The 14494-nt window shown below is 70.4% G+C and carries 10 protein-coding genes; 4 read left to right on the forward strand and 6 right to left on the reverse strand.

Annotated features, from left to right (window positions below; genetic code table 11):
- The first annotated feature begins 11 nt into the window (after positions 1 to 11).
- Positions 12 to 1088 carry a hypothetical protein gene (locus tag ABH941_RS09815; RefSeq protein WP_370128277.1) on the forward strand — a complete coding sequence of 359 codons (1077 nt, stop codon included), beginning with the start codon at positions 12 to 14 and terminating at the stop codon, positions 1086 to 1088.
- Entirely contained in the window at positions 1081 to 3810 is a 2730-nt protein-coding gene (locus tag ABH941_RS09820; RefSeq protein WP_370128278.1) for a lectin, read from the forward strand. Before ABH941_RS09815 ends, ABH941_RS09820 begins: the two co-directional genes overlap by 8 nt.
- A gap of 61 nt (positions 3811 to 3871) precedes the next feature.
- Here the strand turns inward: ABH941_RS09820 and ABH941_RS09825 are convergent, their stop codons facing one another.
- Together ABH941_RS09825 and ABH941_RS09830 are read right to left on the reverse strand one after the other, a co-directional pair.
- A complete protein-coding gene (locus tag ABH941_RS09825; RefSeq protein ID WP_370128279.1) occupies positions 3872 to 5176 on the reverse strand; it encodes an MFS transporter in 1305 nt (434 codons plus the stop codon).
- Positions 5173 to 5769 (reverse strand): ArsR/SmtB family transcription factor, encoded by a 597-nt coding sequence (locus tag ABH941_RS09830; RefSeq protein ID WP_370128281.1) that lies wholly within the window; start codon positions 5767 to 5769, stop codon positions 5173 to 5175. Before ABH941_RS09830 ends, ABH941_RS09825 begins: the two co-directional genes overlap by 4 nt.
- Before the next feature lie 938 nt (positions 5770 to 6707).
- Between ABH941_RS09830 and ABH941_RS09835 the strand changes: the two genes are divergently transcribed.
- Positions 6708 to 7529, forward strand: a complete 822-nt coding sequence (locus tag ABH941_RS09835; protein ID WP_370128282.1) for an inositol monophosphatase — start codon at positions 6708 to 6710, stop codon at positions 7527 to 7529.
- Positions 7530 to 7657: 128 nt separating this feature from the next.
- On the opposite strand, the gene ABH941_RS09840 is transcribed toward ABH941_RS09835, so the two are convergent.
- Entirely contained in the window at positions 7658 to 9706 is a 2049-nt protein-coding gene (locus tag ABH941_RS09840) for a hypothetical protein (protein ID WP_370128283.1), read from the reverse strand.
- Positions 9707 to 10671: 965 nt separating this feature from the next.
- Here ABH941_RS09840 and ABH941_RS09845 point away from each other — a divergent pair.
- Positions 10672 to 12621, forward strand: coding sequence for a prolyl oligopeptidase family serine peptidase (locus ABH941_RS09845; RefSeq protein WP_370128284.1), 1950 nt, complete (start codon positions 10672 to 10674; stop codon positions 12619 to 12621).
- Between the two features lie 22 nt (positions 12622 to 12643).
- On the opposite strand, the gene ABH941_RS09850 is transcribed toward ABH941_RS09845, so the two are convergent.
- The 3 genes from ABH941_RS09850 to ABH941_RS09860 form a co-directional block, all read right to left on the reverse strand.
- Entirely contained in the window at positions 12644 to 12991 is a 348-nt protein-coding gene (locus ABH941_RS09850; RefSeq protein ID WP_370128285.1) for a hypothetical protein, read from the reverse strand.
- Positions 12992 to 13095: 104 nt separating this feature from the next.
- Positions 13096 to 13638 carry a GNAT family N-acetyltransferase gene (locus ABH941_RS09855; RefSeq protein ID WP_370128286.1) on the reverse strand — a complete coding sequence of 181 codons (543 nt, stop codon included), beginning with the start codon at positions 13636 to 13638 and terminating at the stop codon, positions 13096 to 13098.
- 34 nt (positions 13639 to 13672) lie between these two features.
- A complete protein-coding gene (locus tag ABH941_RS09860; RefSeq protein ID WP_370128287.1) occupies positions 13673 to 14494 on the reverse strand; it encodes an SAM-dependent methyltransferase in 822 nt (273 codons plus the stop codon).

A 14494-nucleotide genomic window follows, 5' to 3' on the forward strand; every position in this document is an offset into this window, starting at 1 on the left:
CAGGAGTTGACATGTCCACAAAGTACCTGCACCGCCGGCTCCGTCCCGCCGCCATCGCCGTCTCCGCGCTGGCGCTGACCATCGTCGCCCCGTCGTCGGCCGTGCACGCCGACGACCTCGGCTCGCAGACCCTGGCCGGCGCCACCTCGGTCGGGCTGCACAACACCTACAACGACAAGGTCCCGTACACCTACCTGGCCAACGCGCTCGACACCGGCGCGTCCCTGATCGAGCTGGACGCCTGGGCCAACCCGTTCACCCACAAGTGGAACGTCAGCCACAGCAACCCGTTGGCCAGCAACAACAACTGCGTCCAGGCCAGCACCACGGCCGACCTCTACACCGGCAACCGCAACCAGAACCTCGACAGCTGCCTGGACGACATCCGGATCTGGATGCAGGCCCACCCCACCCACGGCCCGATCATGGTCAAGCTGGAACTGAAGGAGGGCTTCAACTCCTCGATCGGCCTGGACGCGACGGAGCTGGACAGCTACGTCAAGACCCACCTCGGCAGCCTCGTCTACACCCCGGCCGACCTGCTCACCAAGGCCGACGGCAGCCTCTACCCCGACCTGGACACCGCCGCCAAGGCCGACAACTGGGCCACCCGCGCCGCGCTGGCCGGCAAGGTGATCGTGGAGGCCATCCCCGGCACCGTCGAGCAGACCCTCAACTCCTCCTCCACCTGGACCGACGTGGTCGAGGCCGCCCACCTCAAGAGCCTGTACGCGGCCGGGAACATCGCGAGTGCGGAGATCTTCCCCAGCGTGCTCAACGCCCAGACCGGCGACCCCCGCACCCGCTACAGCGACACCACGCTGCGCCCCTGGTTCGTGGTCTTCGACGGTGACGCCGGGACCTGGGTGAGCGACGGCAACACCGAGTGGTACAACACCAACCACTACCTCGCCGTGGTCACCGACGCCTACGACGTCGCCCCGGCGCTCAGCGCCTCCGCCCCGACCCTGGCCGAGGCTCAGGCCCGGGTGGCGCTGCTCGCCGCCGACGGCGCGTCCTTCGTCTCCACCGACTGGTTCAACGCCCCCGGCGACGGCGTCCTCGGCGAGGTGCTGGCCCGTGGCTGACAACCGGCTCACCGGCCCGCGCCGCGCCGCGCTCCGCCGTCCGGGCCGACTGCTGACGGCCGGTACGGCAGCGCTCGCCCTGCTCGCCTTCGGCCCGACGGCGGCCACCGCCCATGCCGCGACCGCGGTCACCGCGGTCAGCGACCCGGCCGCACTGGTGGACCCGTACGTCGGGACCGCCTCCAACAGCGACTACAGCGCCGGGAACACCTTCCCCGGCGCGGACGTGCCGCACGGCATGCTGCAGTGGAGTCCTGACACCTCGTCACGGCCCAAGGGCGGCGGCTACAACTACGCCGACTCCAGCATCTCCGGCTTCAGTCTGACCCATGTCTCCGGCGTGGGCTGCGACGCCGCCGGAGACATCCCGTTCCTGCCTACCACCGGCGCCGTCGGCTCCACGCCGGGCTCGACCACGGCGTCCTTCTCGCACTCGGGCGAGACCGCCTCGCCCGGCAGCTACGCGGTGACCCTGGGCAACGGCACCAGCACCGCGCTCACCACCACCACTCACGCCGGGGTCGCCCGGTTCGGCTACCCGGCGACCACCGCCGCCGACCTGATCCTCAAGCTGAACAACAGTCAGATCCCCTATGCGGCATCGACATTCAGTGTGAACAGCAGCACCGAGGTGACCGGCTCGGTCACCAGCACCGGCTTCTGCGAGGCCACCAACCCGTTCACGCTCTACTTCGCGGTCGGCTTCGACCACGCCATCACCTCCTCGACCGCCTACAGCACCACCTCGGCGGGCCCGGGCGGGGAGACCCTCACCTTCGACACCAGCACCGGCAGCACCACCGTCGAGGCCCGGGTCGGCGTCTCCTACACCTCCGTCGCCGAGGCCCGGGCCAACCGCGACGCCGAGGTCACCGGCAAGACCTTCGCCGATGTCGCGGCCGCCGCCCGTGCCGCCTGGACAAGCGAGTTGGGCCGGATCGCGATCGGCGGTGGGACCACGGCGCAACAGACCACCTTCTACACGGCGCTGTACCACGCCTCGCTCTTCCCCAGCGTGGTCAGCGACGCGGACGGCACGTACCGCGGCTACGACGGCGCGGTGCACTCGGTGGGCAGCGGGCACTCCGCGCAGTACACCGACTTCTCCAACTGGGACACCTACCGCTCCCAGGCCCAGCTCACCGCGCTGCTGGACCCCGGCACGGCCTCCGACATGGCGCAGTCGATCGTCAACGACTACACCCAGGGCGGCACGCTGACCAAGTGGGGGATGGCCACCGGCGAGACCGACATCATGGTGGGGGACTCGGCGGTGCCGGTCCTGGCCGACTACCGGGCCTTCGGCGCGACCGGCTTCGACACCGCCACCGCCCTCGCGGCGATGGTCAAGGAGCAGACCACGAACACCACCGTCACCCCCGGCGTGACCTACCTGGACAGCTTCGGCTACCTGCCGACCAACAGCATCTACGGCTGCTGCCACGAGTACGCCACCACCTCCACCCAACTGGAGTACGACACCGACGACTTCGCCCTGTCCACCTTCGCGTCCGCACTCGGTGACAGCGCCACCGCGACCCGCTTCCGGAACCGGGCGCAGGACTGGAGGAACATCTACAACAGCTCCAGCGGCTACATCCAGCCGGTCCACTCCAACGGGAGGTGGATGGACGGCTTCAACGCCAAGCTGATCACCGGCACGTCGAGCAACGACTTCGCCGAGGGCGACGCCTTCACCTACACCCCGATGGTCCCGTTCAACATCGCCGGCCTGGCCACCGCCGAGGGCGGCACGGGGAGCCTGGCGAGCTATCTGGACAGCGTGCTCTCCGGCTACCAGGGCCTGGGCAGCGTCATCGGCACCCAGTCCAACATGGGCAACGAGCCCAGCCTCGAACTCCCCTGGGAGTACGACTGGGTGGGGCAGCCGTACAAGGCCCAGAGCACGGTCCGCGCGGTCCAGGACCAGCTGTGGGCGGCCACCCCGGCCGGCCTGCCCGGCAACGACGACCTCGGCGAGCTCAGCTCCTGGTACCTGTGGTCGGCGCTCGGCCTGTACCCGGAGACCCCGGGCACGGCCGACCTCGCCATCGGCAGCCCGCTGTTCCCGCAGGCGGTGGTCTCCCTGGGCAGCACCGGCAGGACCATCACCGTCACAGCCCCCGCGGCTGCGGACGCCGACCCCTACGTCCAGAGCCTCACGGTCAACGGCACGGCCTGGAACCAGGCCTACCTCCCCGCCGCCGACACCGCCTCCGGAGCGGTGCTCAACTTCACCCTGGGCACCTCGGCCAACACCTCCTGGGCGGCAGCCGCCGCCGACGCGCCCCCGTCCTACGACGGCACCGCCAACGGCACCGTGGCAGAGCCGAAGGGCGCGATCACCGAGACGGCGACGGGCAAGTGCGTCGACGACAAGGGCTCGGGCACCTCCAACGGCACCGCCATCCAGCTCTACACCTGCAACGGCACCTCGGCCCAGAGCTGGACCCTGGTACCCGACCACACCCTGCAGGTCCTCACCGACTGCATGGACGTCGCCAATGGCGCCACCACCAGCGGAACCAAGGTCCAACTGCACACCTGCAACGGCACCGCCGCCCAGCAGTGGCAGACCGACTCCTCCGGCGAACTGGTCAACCCGGTCTCGGGCCTCTGCCTGACGGACACCAGCGCGGGCGCCACCAACGGCACCCAACTCACCATCGCCACCTGCACGGCAGGCACCGGCCAGCGCTGGACGGTACCGACGGCGGCCTGACCGTCAAGCCTCGAACCGAGGCCTCCGCCCGAGCAGTGTGCCGCGTGCGCGGCACACCCCCTCAGACGGAGGCCTCAGTCGCGACCCCAGCCAGGCCAGAACCCGCACCCGTCCCCTCCCGCACCCGTGCCGCCTCGGCCAACGCGGCGTCGATCCGTCTGTTGCTGGTCAGCCGGGCCGCGAGGCCCGCCATCAGCACAAGGACCCCGGCTCCGGCCAGGAACGGCGCGCGCAGTCCGGCGACGTGTGCCAGCCAGCCGCCGAACAGCGCGCCGACCGGCCCGGCGCTCATCGCCGTCAACCGCGCCGCCGCTCCGACCCGTCCCATCAGCTCGTCCGGCACGATCGCCTGCCGGACCGAGGGCCCCAGCGTCATCGTCGCGGCCATCGCCGCCCCGAGCACGGCCAAACCAGCCCCGGCGACGTACGCGTTCGCCGACACGCCGACACCGAGCAGCGCCACGGCCTCGACGATCGCGGTCAGGGTCAGCGCGCCGCCGGTGCCCAGACGCGCGCCGAGCCACCCGGCGACGAAGGTTCCGCCCAGGCCGCCGATCGCCTCGGTGGTGAGGAACGCGCCGTAGCCGGCCGCCCCCAGGTGCAGCGTGTCGTGCGCGTAGAGCGCAAGCACCGCACCGGTGCCGCAGAAGGCGAAGTTGCCGACCGCCGGACGCAGCGACAGCCCGAGCAGCAGCCTGTGGTGCAGCAGGTAAGAGATCCCGATCCGGGCCTCCCGCAGAATCGGGGCCTTCGACTTGGCGGCGGCCTTCTTCGGGGGCACGGGAAGTGTGCGGATGACCAGGGAGCTGAAAAGGAACGACACGGCGTCGGCCACGAACGGCAGGGTGCGGCTGAGCGAGAACAGAAGGCTGCCGGTCGGCGGGCCGACGAAGCCGTCCATGGCCCGCTCGGCGCCCTGCAGGCGCGAGTTGGCGCGCTGCAGGGCTTGCTGGTCGCGGTCCAGCAGTTCCGGGAGGTAGGCCATCGACGCGGTGTCGAACAGGACGCCGCCGATCCCGAGCAGGAAGCCGATCACAATCAGCACGGCGATGTTCAGCAGGCCGTCGGCGACGGCGGTCGTGACGGCGACCAGGAGTGCGCAGCGGCACAGGTCCGCGACCACCATCGTGCGGCGGCGGTCCCAGCGGTCGACGAGCGCGCCGCCGATCAGGCCGAAGAGCAGCCAGGGCAGGAGGGTGACGGCCTCCATCATGCCGAAGACGGTCGAGTCGTGGGTCAGCGTGAGGGCGAGCAGGGGCAGCGCCGAGTAGTAGACGCCGTCGCCGAGCGAGGAGACGGCCGAGGCGGCCCATATTCGGTGGAATGAGCCAGGCAGCCTGGCCCGGTCGGTGCGCTTCCCGGTCATGATTCGGGTGTTCCGTTCTCCGGGATGGGTGCGGACTGCGAAGCGCCGTCCTGGGGTTTGGTGTCCTGCGGCCGGTAGAGCGCCGAGAAGAAGTCGGCGGCGGGCTGCAGCGGGTCGTGCAGGGCGGCGATCTCGGCGTGGAGCGCGGTCAACTTCTCCACGGCCAGGTCGAAGTTCTCCGGGCTCAGTCGCAGATGCCTGAGCCGCATGTCCTTGTCCGCGCCGTCCGGGGCGGCCTCCGCGTCGGCGAGGGCGTGCCGCATGAGGATGTCGGGCTGCCCGGATCCGCTTTCGGGGAGCCTGATCACCTTGCCCGCCATCCCGTAGTAGAGCTCGGTGACGCCGCGCACCTTACGGGTGTCCACCACCCGGATCAGCCCGGCCTTGGCGAGCACCTTGACGTGGTAGTTCGAGCTGCCCTTGGCAATGCCGAGGCGCGCGGCGATCTGGGTGACCGTCGCGGGTTCGTCGCGCAGAACCCGTAGCACCCGGTGGCGGGTCAGATTGCCGATGGCGTGCAGCTGTTGGTCGGTCTCGACGGAGACGGCGTCTTCGTCGGCGGCTCCGGGAGGTTCGGTGCGGTCAGCGGGCATGGGAGCACGGCTACGACCCGTCCCGCTACGACAATCACATCTGCGCGGTCTTCACCAACGGCGCCACCGTGGGCCTGTGGCTCCACAAGTACAACGGCTGACACCGCCGCAGCCGCCGGCGCGGGCCCGCGCCGGCGGTGCTCAGCCGGGCACGCTTGCAACGGCAGCGTGGGTGGGGCGAGTTGAGCGCCGTCTCCCGGGCTCGCGCCCGGACAGAAGCGGCTCCGCCGCGCAACAAGGGCCAGGGGCGGCCCGGGTCCGGCGCGAAGCGTGCGGCGGGGGCGCGGGGCGGGCCGAGTTCACCGTTTTGGGGTCACTCGACCTACTTTGGGGTCACTGCCTTGGCGTCATATCGGACATACCGGTCACATTTCGTCGGATGAGTGACCCCAAAGTAGGTCGAGTGACCCCAAAACCAGGCCAGTCGGTCAAACCGGGGTCACTTTCGGGACAAGGTGTCACTTGATCATGCCGTTATGCCCGATTCATCCCGAAGTTCGCGTACCAAAAGTGCCCCGGCGTACCAAAAGTGACCCCGGTTCAGCGAAAGACACACGGAAGGAACGTTTCTTCACGCCCGGCACCGGCACCGGCGCCCCGCCCGGCAACGCCCTCCCCGCCGCCCTCCCCGCCGCCCTCCCCGCCGCCCTCCCCGCTCCTCGTGGTTGCCGCGAGGCGGAGCCGAGCCACCCCAGCCCGGGACTGACCGGCGTGCCCCACGGAGGCGACGGGCGGCCAGCGGGAGCGAACGCGCACGTCGGAGACGGGGTCGGGACGGGGGCTCGGCCGCCGGATGGGCCCCGAGCCCGCGTCGGCGCCGTCACGGCTCGCTCGCGGTCTCGCTGGGCGTCGGGCTGAGCCGAACGAAAGCTGAGCCCGCTCTCGGCTGCAGGGCGGCGCTGGCCTCGCGGTGTGGATCTCCGTACACTTCCGTACACATGACCTTGATCAACGACTTGCAGCTTGCTCACCAGCTGGCAGACGCCGCGGACGGGATCTCTCTTCGGTACTTCTCGGGTGGTTTCGTGCCGACGCTGACCAAGGCCGACGGCAGTCCTGTCACGGCGGCCGATCACGAGGTCGAGGAGGCCATTCGGGGTCGGCTCGGTGAGGCCCGTCCGGACGACGCCTTCCTGGGCGAGGAGTGCGGTGCGGTGGGAGCGTCCGCGCGGCGCTGGGTGGTCGATCCGATCGACGGGACGGGCTACTTCGCGGCGGGGGATCGCCGGTGGAGCACGCTGATCGCGGTGGACGAGGGCGGCGAGGTGGTCACGGGCCTGGTGTCCGCGCCGGCCGTCCAGCGCCGCTGGTGGGCGACTCGGGGGTCGGGGGCTTGGACCAGCGCCTTCCTCGACGGGCGTGGTGGTGTCGACGAGGCGCTTGCTGTTAGCTCTACCGCGACGCTCGACAAGGCCACGGTGGTTACCTGGCCCCGCGCCGACCGGCTCTCCACTCAGCGCCGGGCCGCGGGCGACAGGGTGATCGCAGCGTGTGCCGAGGGGGGACCGCTGTCGGAGTGGGAAGGGATCTGCCACGGCGCGTTGCTGGTCGCGGCCGGAGTCGTGGATGCCTTCCTGCATCTGAAGGCCGGCCCTTGGGACATCGCCGCCGTGGTTCCGATCGTGGAGGAGGCCGGAGGCCGGTTCAGCGACCTGGAGGGGGGCCGCAGCATCTCCGCAGACGCTGCCCTGCTCACCAACGGCCGGGTGCACGATGAGGTCCTTGAACTCATGGGAAAGTCTGCGGCGCAGCGCAGCTGACCTGACGAACCATCAGGGTTGCTCACGCTCAGGTCTGTTCGCCGTCGAACGGGGTGTTGGCCGGCGTCAGCGACCCGGCCGCGCCGCAGCCGAGCTCCGCCACCGCCGGCCAATGGGAACCTGACGGCTCAAAATTGTTCGCCCAGTGAACATAGGTGCAGTTGGCTGGGCAGAAGTGCCATCCCGGACTGATGGAGTGTCAATGAAGCCGCAGCCGCAGCCGCAGCAGACCGCAGAACACGACTGACCAGCAGGTCGGCGGAGGTGATCCGGCCTGTCGGGACGACCCGGCCGGTCGGGACCGAACTGGTGACCAGCGCGACGGCGACTGCTCTGCGGCCTCCGGTGTGCGAGCCGCCTGCCGGAGGCGGCTGGGAGGCGCGCCCGCCGCCGTCGCCGACCGTCGAGTTGCCGCCGCGGAAGACGAAGGTGCCGTGCTCGGTCCCGTCGAAGCTCCCGGTCAGCTCGACCTGGTTGCCCACCGCGGTCGCCGTGGCATCGAAGCTGTCATTGCCCGAATCCCGGTAGCCCTGGGCGTGGTTGTACTGCGCGGCGAACTCGTAGCTGCCCGGAGCCATGACGACGCCCGGCTTGAGGACGAATTCATACAGGAGCGCGTTGTCGGAGCGGGTGACGGTGGTGACCAGGTCCGCGGCGGGGACCGTGGCCCAGGCGCCGGTGTTGGCCACTCCCGGGGTGAGGACGACCCGGAGCCGAACGTCCAGGGCCGTGATGGCCAGGTCGTTCTTGAGGACGAAGTTGCTCTGCGCCCAGTAGGGGTTGCTGTGCGGGTCGATCGAGCCCTGGGCGAAGAGGAAGCCTTGCTGCGGCGGGGCGGACGGGGCGGACGAGGTGGCCGAGGCCGGGCTCGTCGTCACCGACACGGGTGGAGGGGCCGCAACGGGCGAGGCGGACGCCGTGGGTTTCGCCGTGGCAGTCGTGGTGGCGACTGCGGGCGCCGACCCGAGCGCCGTGGCCGTGCCGATCACCGACCCGGGCGGCTGGAGGCTGGGAGCGGCTGGCGGCCGGTCGGCCGGGGGCGACGCCTTCCGGGTCGGCGCGGAGCCCTCGCCGGACAGCGCGATCCCGATCATCCCGGCGATCACCACGGCCAGCATTGCCGCATAGAGGACAACTGCGCGGATCCAGGTCCGGTCCGCAGCGCCCGGGTGCTTCGGGCCCCGCTGTTCACTGCGGTGCGTCGTCCGCAGCGCGGCGGCCCGTGCCCGCAGGTGCACCTGCCGCAGGGCGTCGGCCGAGTGCGTCAACGTGTGTCGGCTGGCCGGACGTTCGGGGGGCTGGTCGGCCAGCAGCCGTCTCGAACGTCGGTGGTGGTCGAGGGGCAGCCGCCGACTGCGACGGACCCGAAGCACTTCCGTCGAAGCGGCAGGCGCCTCCCGGTTGTCCTGGACCAGGGCCGCCAACCGCTCCCGGCAGCGTTCGTCCCACCCGCTGTCGAAGGCCTTGGTCGCCGTGGTGAAAGCCGCGAGCAACTCGGCGGCCGTACAGTGCTCGTGCGGATCGGGGTACTTCGCCCGGGCCAGCACGGCGATCAACCGGTCCGGCACGCTGTCCGGAGCGCCGTCCGGTCGCTGCGCCCCTTTGCGCGGCGGAAGCAGCGCGCCGAGCAGCAGGCCGGGGGCGAGGCAGGCCGCGAACAGGTCGGCTGCGGCGGAGAGATCCCCGGCCATCGCAGCCTCGCGTTCCCTGGCACTGGTTGCCTCATCTGCCGCACTGTTCTGCATGATTGAGGTCAGACCGCTGGAGCCGGCCCGGAGACGGGGCGAAAGCCCGACGTTGACCAGTACGCACACCCCGTCCGTACCGACCAGCACCTGGTCCGCCCGTACCCTGCGGTGCGGCACCCCCTGCTGGTGCAGTGCGCACAGTGCGGTGAGGACGTCGTTGAGGACCGCGGCAGCGGTCTGCGGGTCCAGCCCCCGGGGCCGCTGCGCCAGCAGCGTGGACAGCGGAGTGCTGTCGAAGAACCGGCGGACGACCGAGATGACGCGGCCCATCGCATCGACGACATAGCGCTCCGGTGGCGCGACCCGCCGCTCCTCCAGCCCCGCGAGTGCCGCCGCCTCGGCCGGATACGCGGACTGGAACCCAGAGTCCGAGACGAGCTCGGTGTCGAGGACGGAGACGACCGCCAGCGTCCCGTCCTCGTCCCGCAACAGATGCGAAGTCCCAGCCTCCCGCCGGGATATCTGTTGGTCGTTCGGACCGACGGGACCCGTCGGTCGCGGCGCACTCTGGGGTGCCATTCCAGTGGTCACGTAAGTCCTCCCACGTAGGGTGCTGGTCAGCATCGCCATACGATTGCGCCTTGTCCAGTACCGGTCAGTAATTCATTCGATAGGGTGAATTGTCAACGCTTGACGCGGGCTGCTCCGCAGGTCGGGATGGAATGTTCGTCCTTTCCGGGAGGGATTCACGAACTTACCGGACAGTCAGGTACGTTTCCCTCGAACCACCGAGTCCGCTGTCGCCGATGAACGTGGAGTGACGAGCAGGGGCCGGCGCCGCCCCCGCCCTTCCTGTCACTCCGTCACCCACCAAGCCGGCCACGTCCTCCCTGGTGAACGGTCGGCCGGCGGGGCAGCTGGCGAGCGCCGGTTCGGAGGCTGAAGACGGACGATCGAATTCCGCGAACTCGGTTGACATGCTCGCGGCAGACGGCGGATACTGCGAGGCGGCACTGCGGCCATCACCTGGAATTGCGTCGCGGACCCGGGGATTTACTTCCTGCCTCATGATCCAGCGGGGTGGAGTGGATTTCCGGAGGCCGCCATCGGTTACTGGCAGCGAACAGTTTTCGGCATTCAGCACATCCTCGGATCCGGCACAGGACATCGTATGCCGGGATCCGTTCCTTGCCTGCCGTGAATCGGCCCCGAATGTGAAGAGGAGTTCCTCTCCCGCGTGCCCGCGATCCTTGTCGGCCGACGGTTCCGACACGGAGCAATTCGGCTCCGCCGCAGATCCGTTGGTGGCGGTTTGTCCGGTGTGGAGTGTCAGTGAAGCTGCGGCAGACGGCCCACACGGCCCCTCCGGCGTGATATCCCTACCGGGTGACGATCTTCCGGGACGCCGTTCCGCCCGTCCCGATCCCACTGAGCGGCGACGAGAGGTGTTCCCAATGACGGATGGCATAACCGAGTTGACCGCAGAGCAGGTCGTCGACGCGGCACTGCCGCTGGGGCCCGCGATCTCTCCGGACGGTCGGCTGGTCGCCTACACGGTCAAGACGCCCAGGGAAGGAGAGCCGCCGCTCTGCTCGTTCATGGTGGTCGCCGCTGACGGAGGCTCACCGGCGGTACAGCTCACCGCCGTTCCGGCGCCGATCAACCTGCTGCGCTGGGCGCCCGACTCGGCGTCGATCACCTACAGGCTGAAGGGTCAGCTGCACCGGATCGGCCTGGACGGCGGCCCGGACGGCGGTGAGAGCACCGCTGCCGGCGAGCCGCTGACCGCCTGGCAAGGCGCGATATCCGACCACTGGCCCCTCGCCGACGGCCGGAGCATCGCGGTGGCCGCCGAGGACGAGCCGACCGAGGAGGACGAGCGCAGAGAGGCCGAGGGCGACGACGCCAGGGTGTGGGGGGAGCGGGAACCGCTCAGCCGGTTGCGGCTGCTGGACCTCGACACCGGTGAACTGCGCCTGGTCGAGGCGCTGGCCCATCGTCATGTCGTGGCAGTGGTGCAGCGACCGGACGGCGGACCGCTCGCGGTCATCACCTGGGGCTCCCCGGATGAGGATCCCGGCCAGTACACCGCCGAACTGCACCTGGTCGACCCAGTGACAAGAGCAGTCGACGACCTCGGCTCGGTCGGGGTGGAGGCCTGCTCCCCGGCCTGGTGGAGCGCGGACGGTGACTGGCATGTGGCCTATCTGGCGATCACCCCGCCCGCGCTGGTGGGGGGCCATGCGGTGCTGGACGTCACCGTGCCCGGTGCCGACGCAGCGCCCGGCCCGCACAAAAGCCTGACGTCCGGGATGGGCATCTGTCCGACCGTCCTGGTCCAGGTCGCGGACGGCCCGCCACTCGCGCTGTTCGCCGACGGTTTCGACACCGCGCTTTACCGACTCGACCCCGCCGAACTACGGTTCCGGCAACTGTCCAGCACCCGGGGCCGAGTCGACTCGCTGACGGCCAGTCGCTCGGGGGCGATGGTCGCGGCCATGGCGAGTACGGCTTACGCACCCCGCGATGTCCACGCCGGGCCTCCCGGCGGCCGGTTGCTCCGGCTCAGCGACACCGGGCCGGAGCTGCGCCGGATCACCTGGGGCACGCAGGAACGACTGTCCTACAAGGCCGCCGACGGGCTGGAACTCGACGGACTGCTCCTCCTGCCGGCCGGCCGCAGCCGGGAGGACGGTCCCTTCCCGCTGGTCACCCTGGTGCACGGCGGCCCCTACGACCGTTTCGCCGACGAGTTCCTGCTCAACCCGGTGCTCAGCGGCCAGTGGCTGGCGACGGGCGGCTACGCGGTGTTCATGCCCAATCCGCGTGGCAGCGAGGGCCGCGGCCAGGACTTCGCCGCGACAGTCGTGGGCGCGGTCGGTACGGACGAGTGGGCCGACATCGTCACCGGGATCGACCTGCTCGTCGCCAAAGGGGTCGCGGATCCGGACCGGCTCGGCATCGCCGGCTGGAGCCATGGCGGCTTCATGGCCGCGTGGGCGGTGGGGCAGACGGACAGGTTCAAGGCGGCTCTGATGGGTGCGGGGATCAGCGACTGGGGCATGCAGGCCGCAGTCAGTGACGTGGGGTTCCAGGACACCGCTCTCGGCGGCAGCATCGGCTGGGAGGGATCCGGTCCGCACCGCCACGACCAGCTCAGCCCGGTCTCGTTCGCCTCGCGAATCCGCACGCCGGTGCTGATCGTGCACGGCGAGGAGGACACCAATGTGCCCTTCGGTCAGGCGCTCTACTTCCACCGTGCGCTGCGCCACTACGGAGTCGACCACGAGTTCGTCTCCTACCCGCGCGAGGGCCACTTGATCCGGGAGCGCAACCACCAGCTCGACCTGCTGCGGCGTAGCCGCGACTGGTTCGACCGCAAGCTCGGGGCCGAGCCGAGCTGAACGCGCCCGGCCGGGGAACGTCTCAGAGCAACGCGGCGTAGGCCGCGCCGTCGGTGACACCGAACCCGATCCTGCAGGGGAACAGGGACGCCTCACCGGCGGCGCGCAGGACGAGATCGCGGGCGACGATGTCGCGTGCCCACGGCCGGAGCCCTTCGGGCAGCAACTTCACCGAGCCCCCGCTGAGGCGGATGTACGCGGGCCTGTCGTCGGCGAGATCGTCCCCGGCCAGGCCCACCGCCGCCACGTCCAGCACGACATCCGTCTCCCCGTGCGAGATGACAGACGGAAGGTCGAGCATGCCGGCGATGGCGTTCCCCGGCCCGATCGACCGCTCGCGGCGTGGCTTGTTCTGCTTCTGACGACCCATGACCGGCATCGTAGCCGGATGCCCGTCGCCGTCCCGGGCCACGACGGCAGGTATCAGACCGTCAGGCGGGGCTGGGAGTCGAGCTTCGAACGCGTCCGGTCTCCCTACGCGGGTGGGGTAGGGGCGTTCGGTCCTGCCGGGGGCGCGCGCAGTTCTTCCGGGAGGAGGTCCATCAGCAGGCCGTCGTGGAAGGTGCCGTCCTGGCGGCGCTCGTAGTGGCGCATGACGCCGACCGGGCGGAAACCCAGGCTTCGGTAGAGGCGGATCGCGGCCTCATTGTCCGTGTCGGGATCGATGGTGAGGCGGTGGTGGCCGTCCGTGTCCAGGAGGTGGCGGGCCAGGGCGTGGATGGCGTCGGCGCCGATGCCGCGGCGGTGCCAGTGCGGGTGGACGGCGATGTCGATACCGGCGCTGCGGTAGGCGGGTGTTGGCTCCTCGCAGGACTGGATGATGCCGACGACGACACCCCGGTACTCGATGGCGTAGCTGTGGATGTCCTCCCCGGGCGCGCAGGCCTCGGCGGCCTCCTCGTCCGGGTCGCCCCACCAGCGGGCGACCTCCGGCGTGGCCAGGATCTCGCGGAAGCGCCGATGGTCCGACGCCTCCGCAGGGCGCAGCACGACCGCCCGTCCCCTGATCACATCCATGGGAGCCACCTACCTAAGCGAGCATGGCGACGGGTCAGCCCTTGCGGCCCACTCCTGCGTACATCCAGCGCGTCGTGTTCGCGGTCGAGCCGTCGGGGCGCCAGAGCGGGACGAAGGTCACGCCGGGTTCCAGCAGTTCCCAGCCCTCGAAGAACTCCTCGACCGCCGCGTGCCCGCGGAAGTTGATGCCGGTGTCGGTGGACTTCCAGGTCTTCGCCACCTCGGCGGCCCGCTCCGGGTTGCCCTCGCCGGTGCTGTGGGAGAGCAGCAGGTAGCTGCCCGGTGCGAGCCTGCTGTGAACAGCCTGCACGGCGGCCCTGGCCTGCTCGTCGTTCACGAAGTGCAGGACGGCGAGCAGCAGCAGCGCGACGGGCTGGGACAGGTCGATCAGCGCGCGAAGTTCGGGACGGTCCAGCAACTCGTCGAGGTCGCGGAGATCGCCGGTCAGCACGGTGGTGGTGCTGTTGTCCGCGAGCAGCGCGCGCCCGTGGGCAAGGACGATGGGGTCGTTGTCGATGTAGACGACGCGCGCGGTGGGGTCGATCGCGTGGACGGCATCGTGCACGTTTCCCTGGGTGGGCAGGCCCGAGCCGATGTCGATGAACTGCCGGATGCCCGCCTCCGCGGCCAGCCGTACCGCGCGGTGCAGGAACGCGCGGTTCTCGCGCGCGGCTGCCGGGATGTCGGGCGAGGCCGAGATGGCGTGCTCCGCGGCGGCCCGGTCGGGCGGGAAGTTGTCCTTGCCGTCCAGCCAGTAGTCGTAGATCCGGGCCGGGTGCGGGACGTCCGGACGCAGGTCCAGGGACGGCGGGGCCTGGCCCCCGTGCTCGGCCAGCCACTCGCGATTGCTGTTCAT

The sequence above is a fragment of the Streptacidiphilus sp. EB103A genome, from assembly GCF_041261405.1.
Taxonomy (GTDB): domain Bacteria; phylum Actinomycetota; class Actinomycetes; order Streptomycetales; family Streptomycetaceae; genus Streptacidiphilus.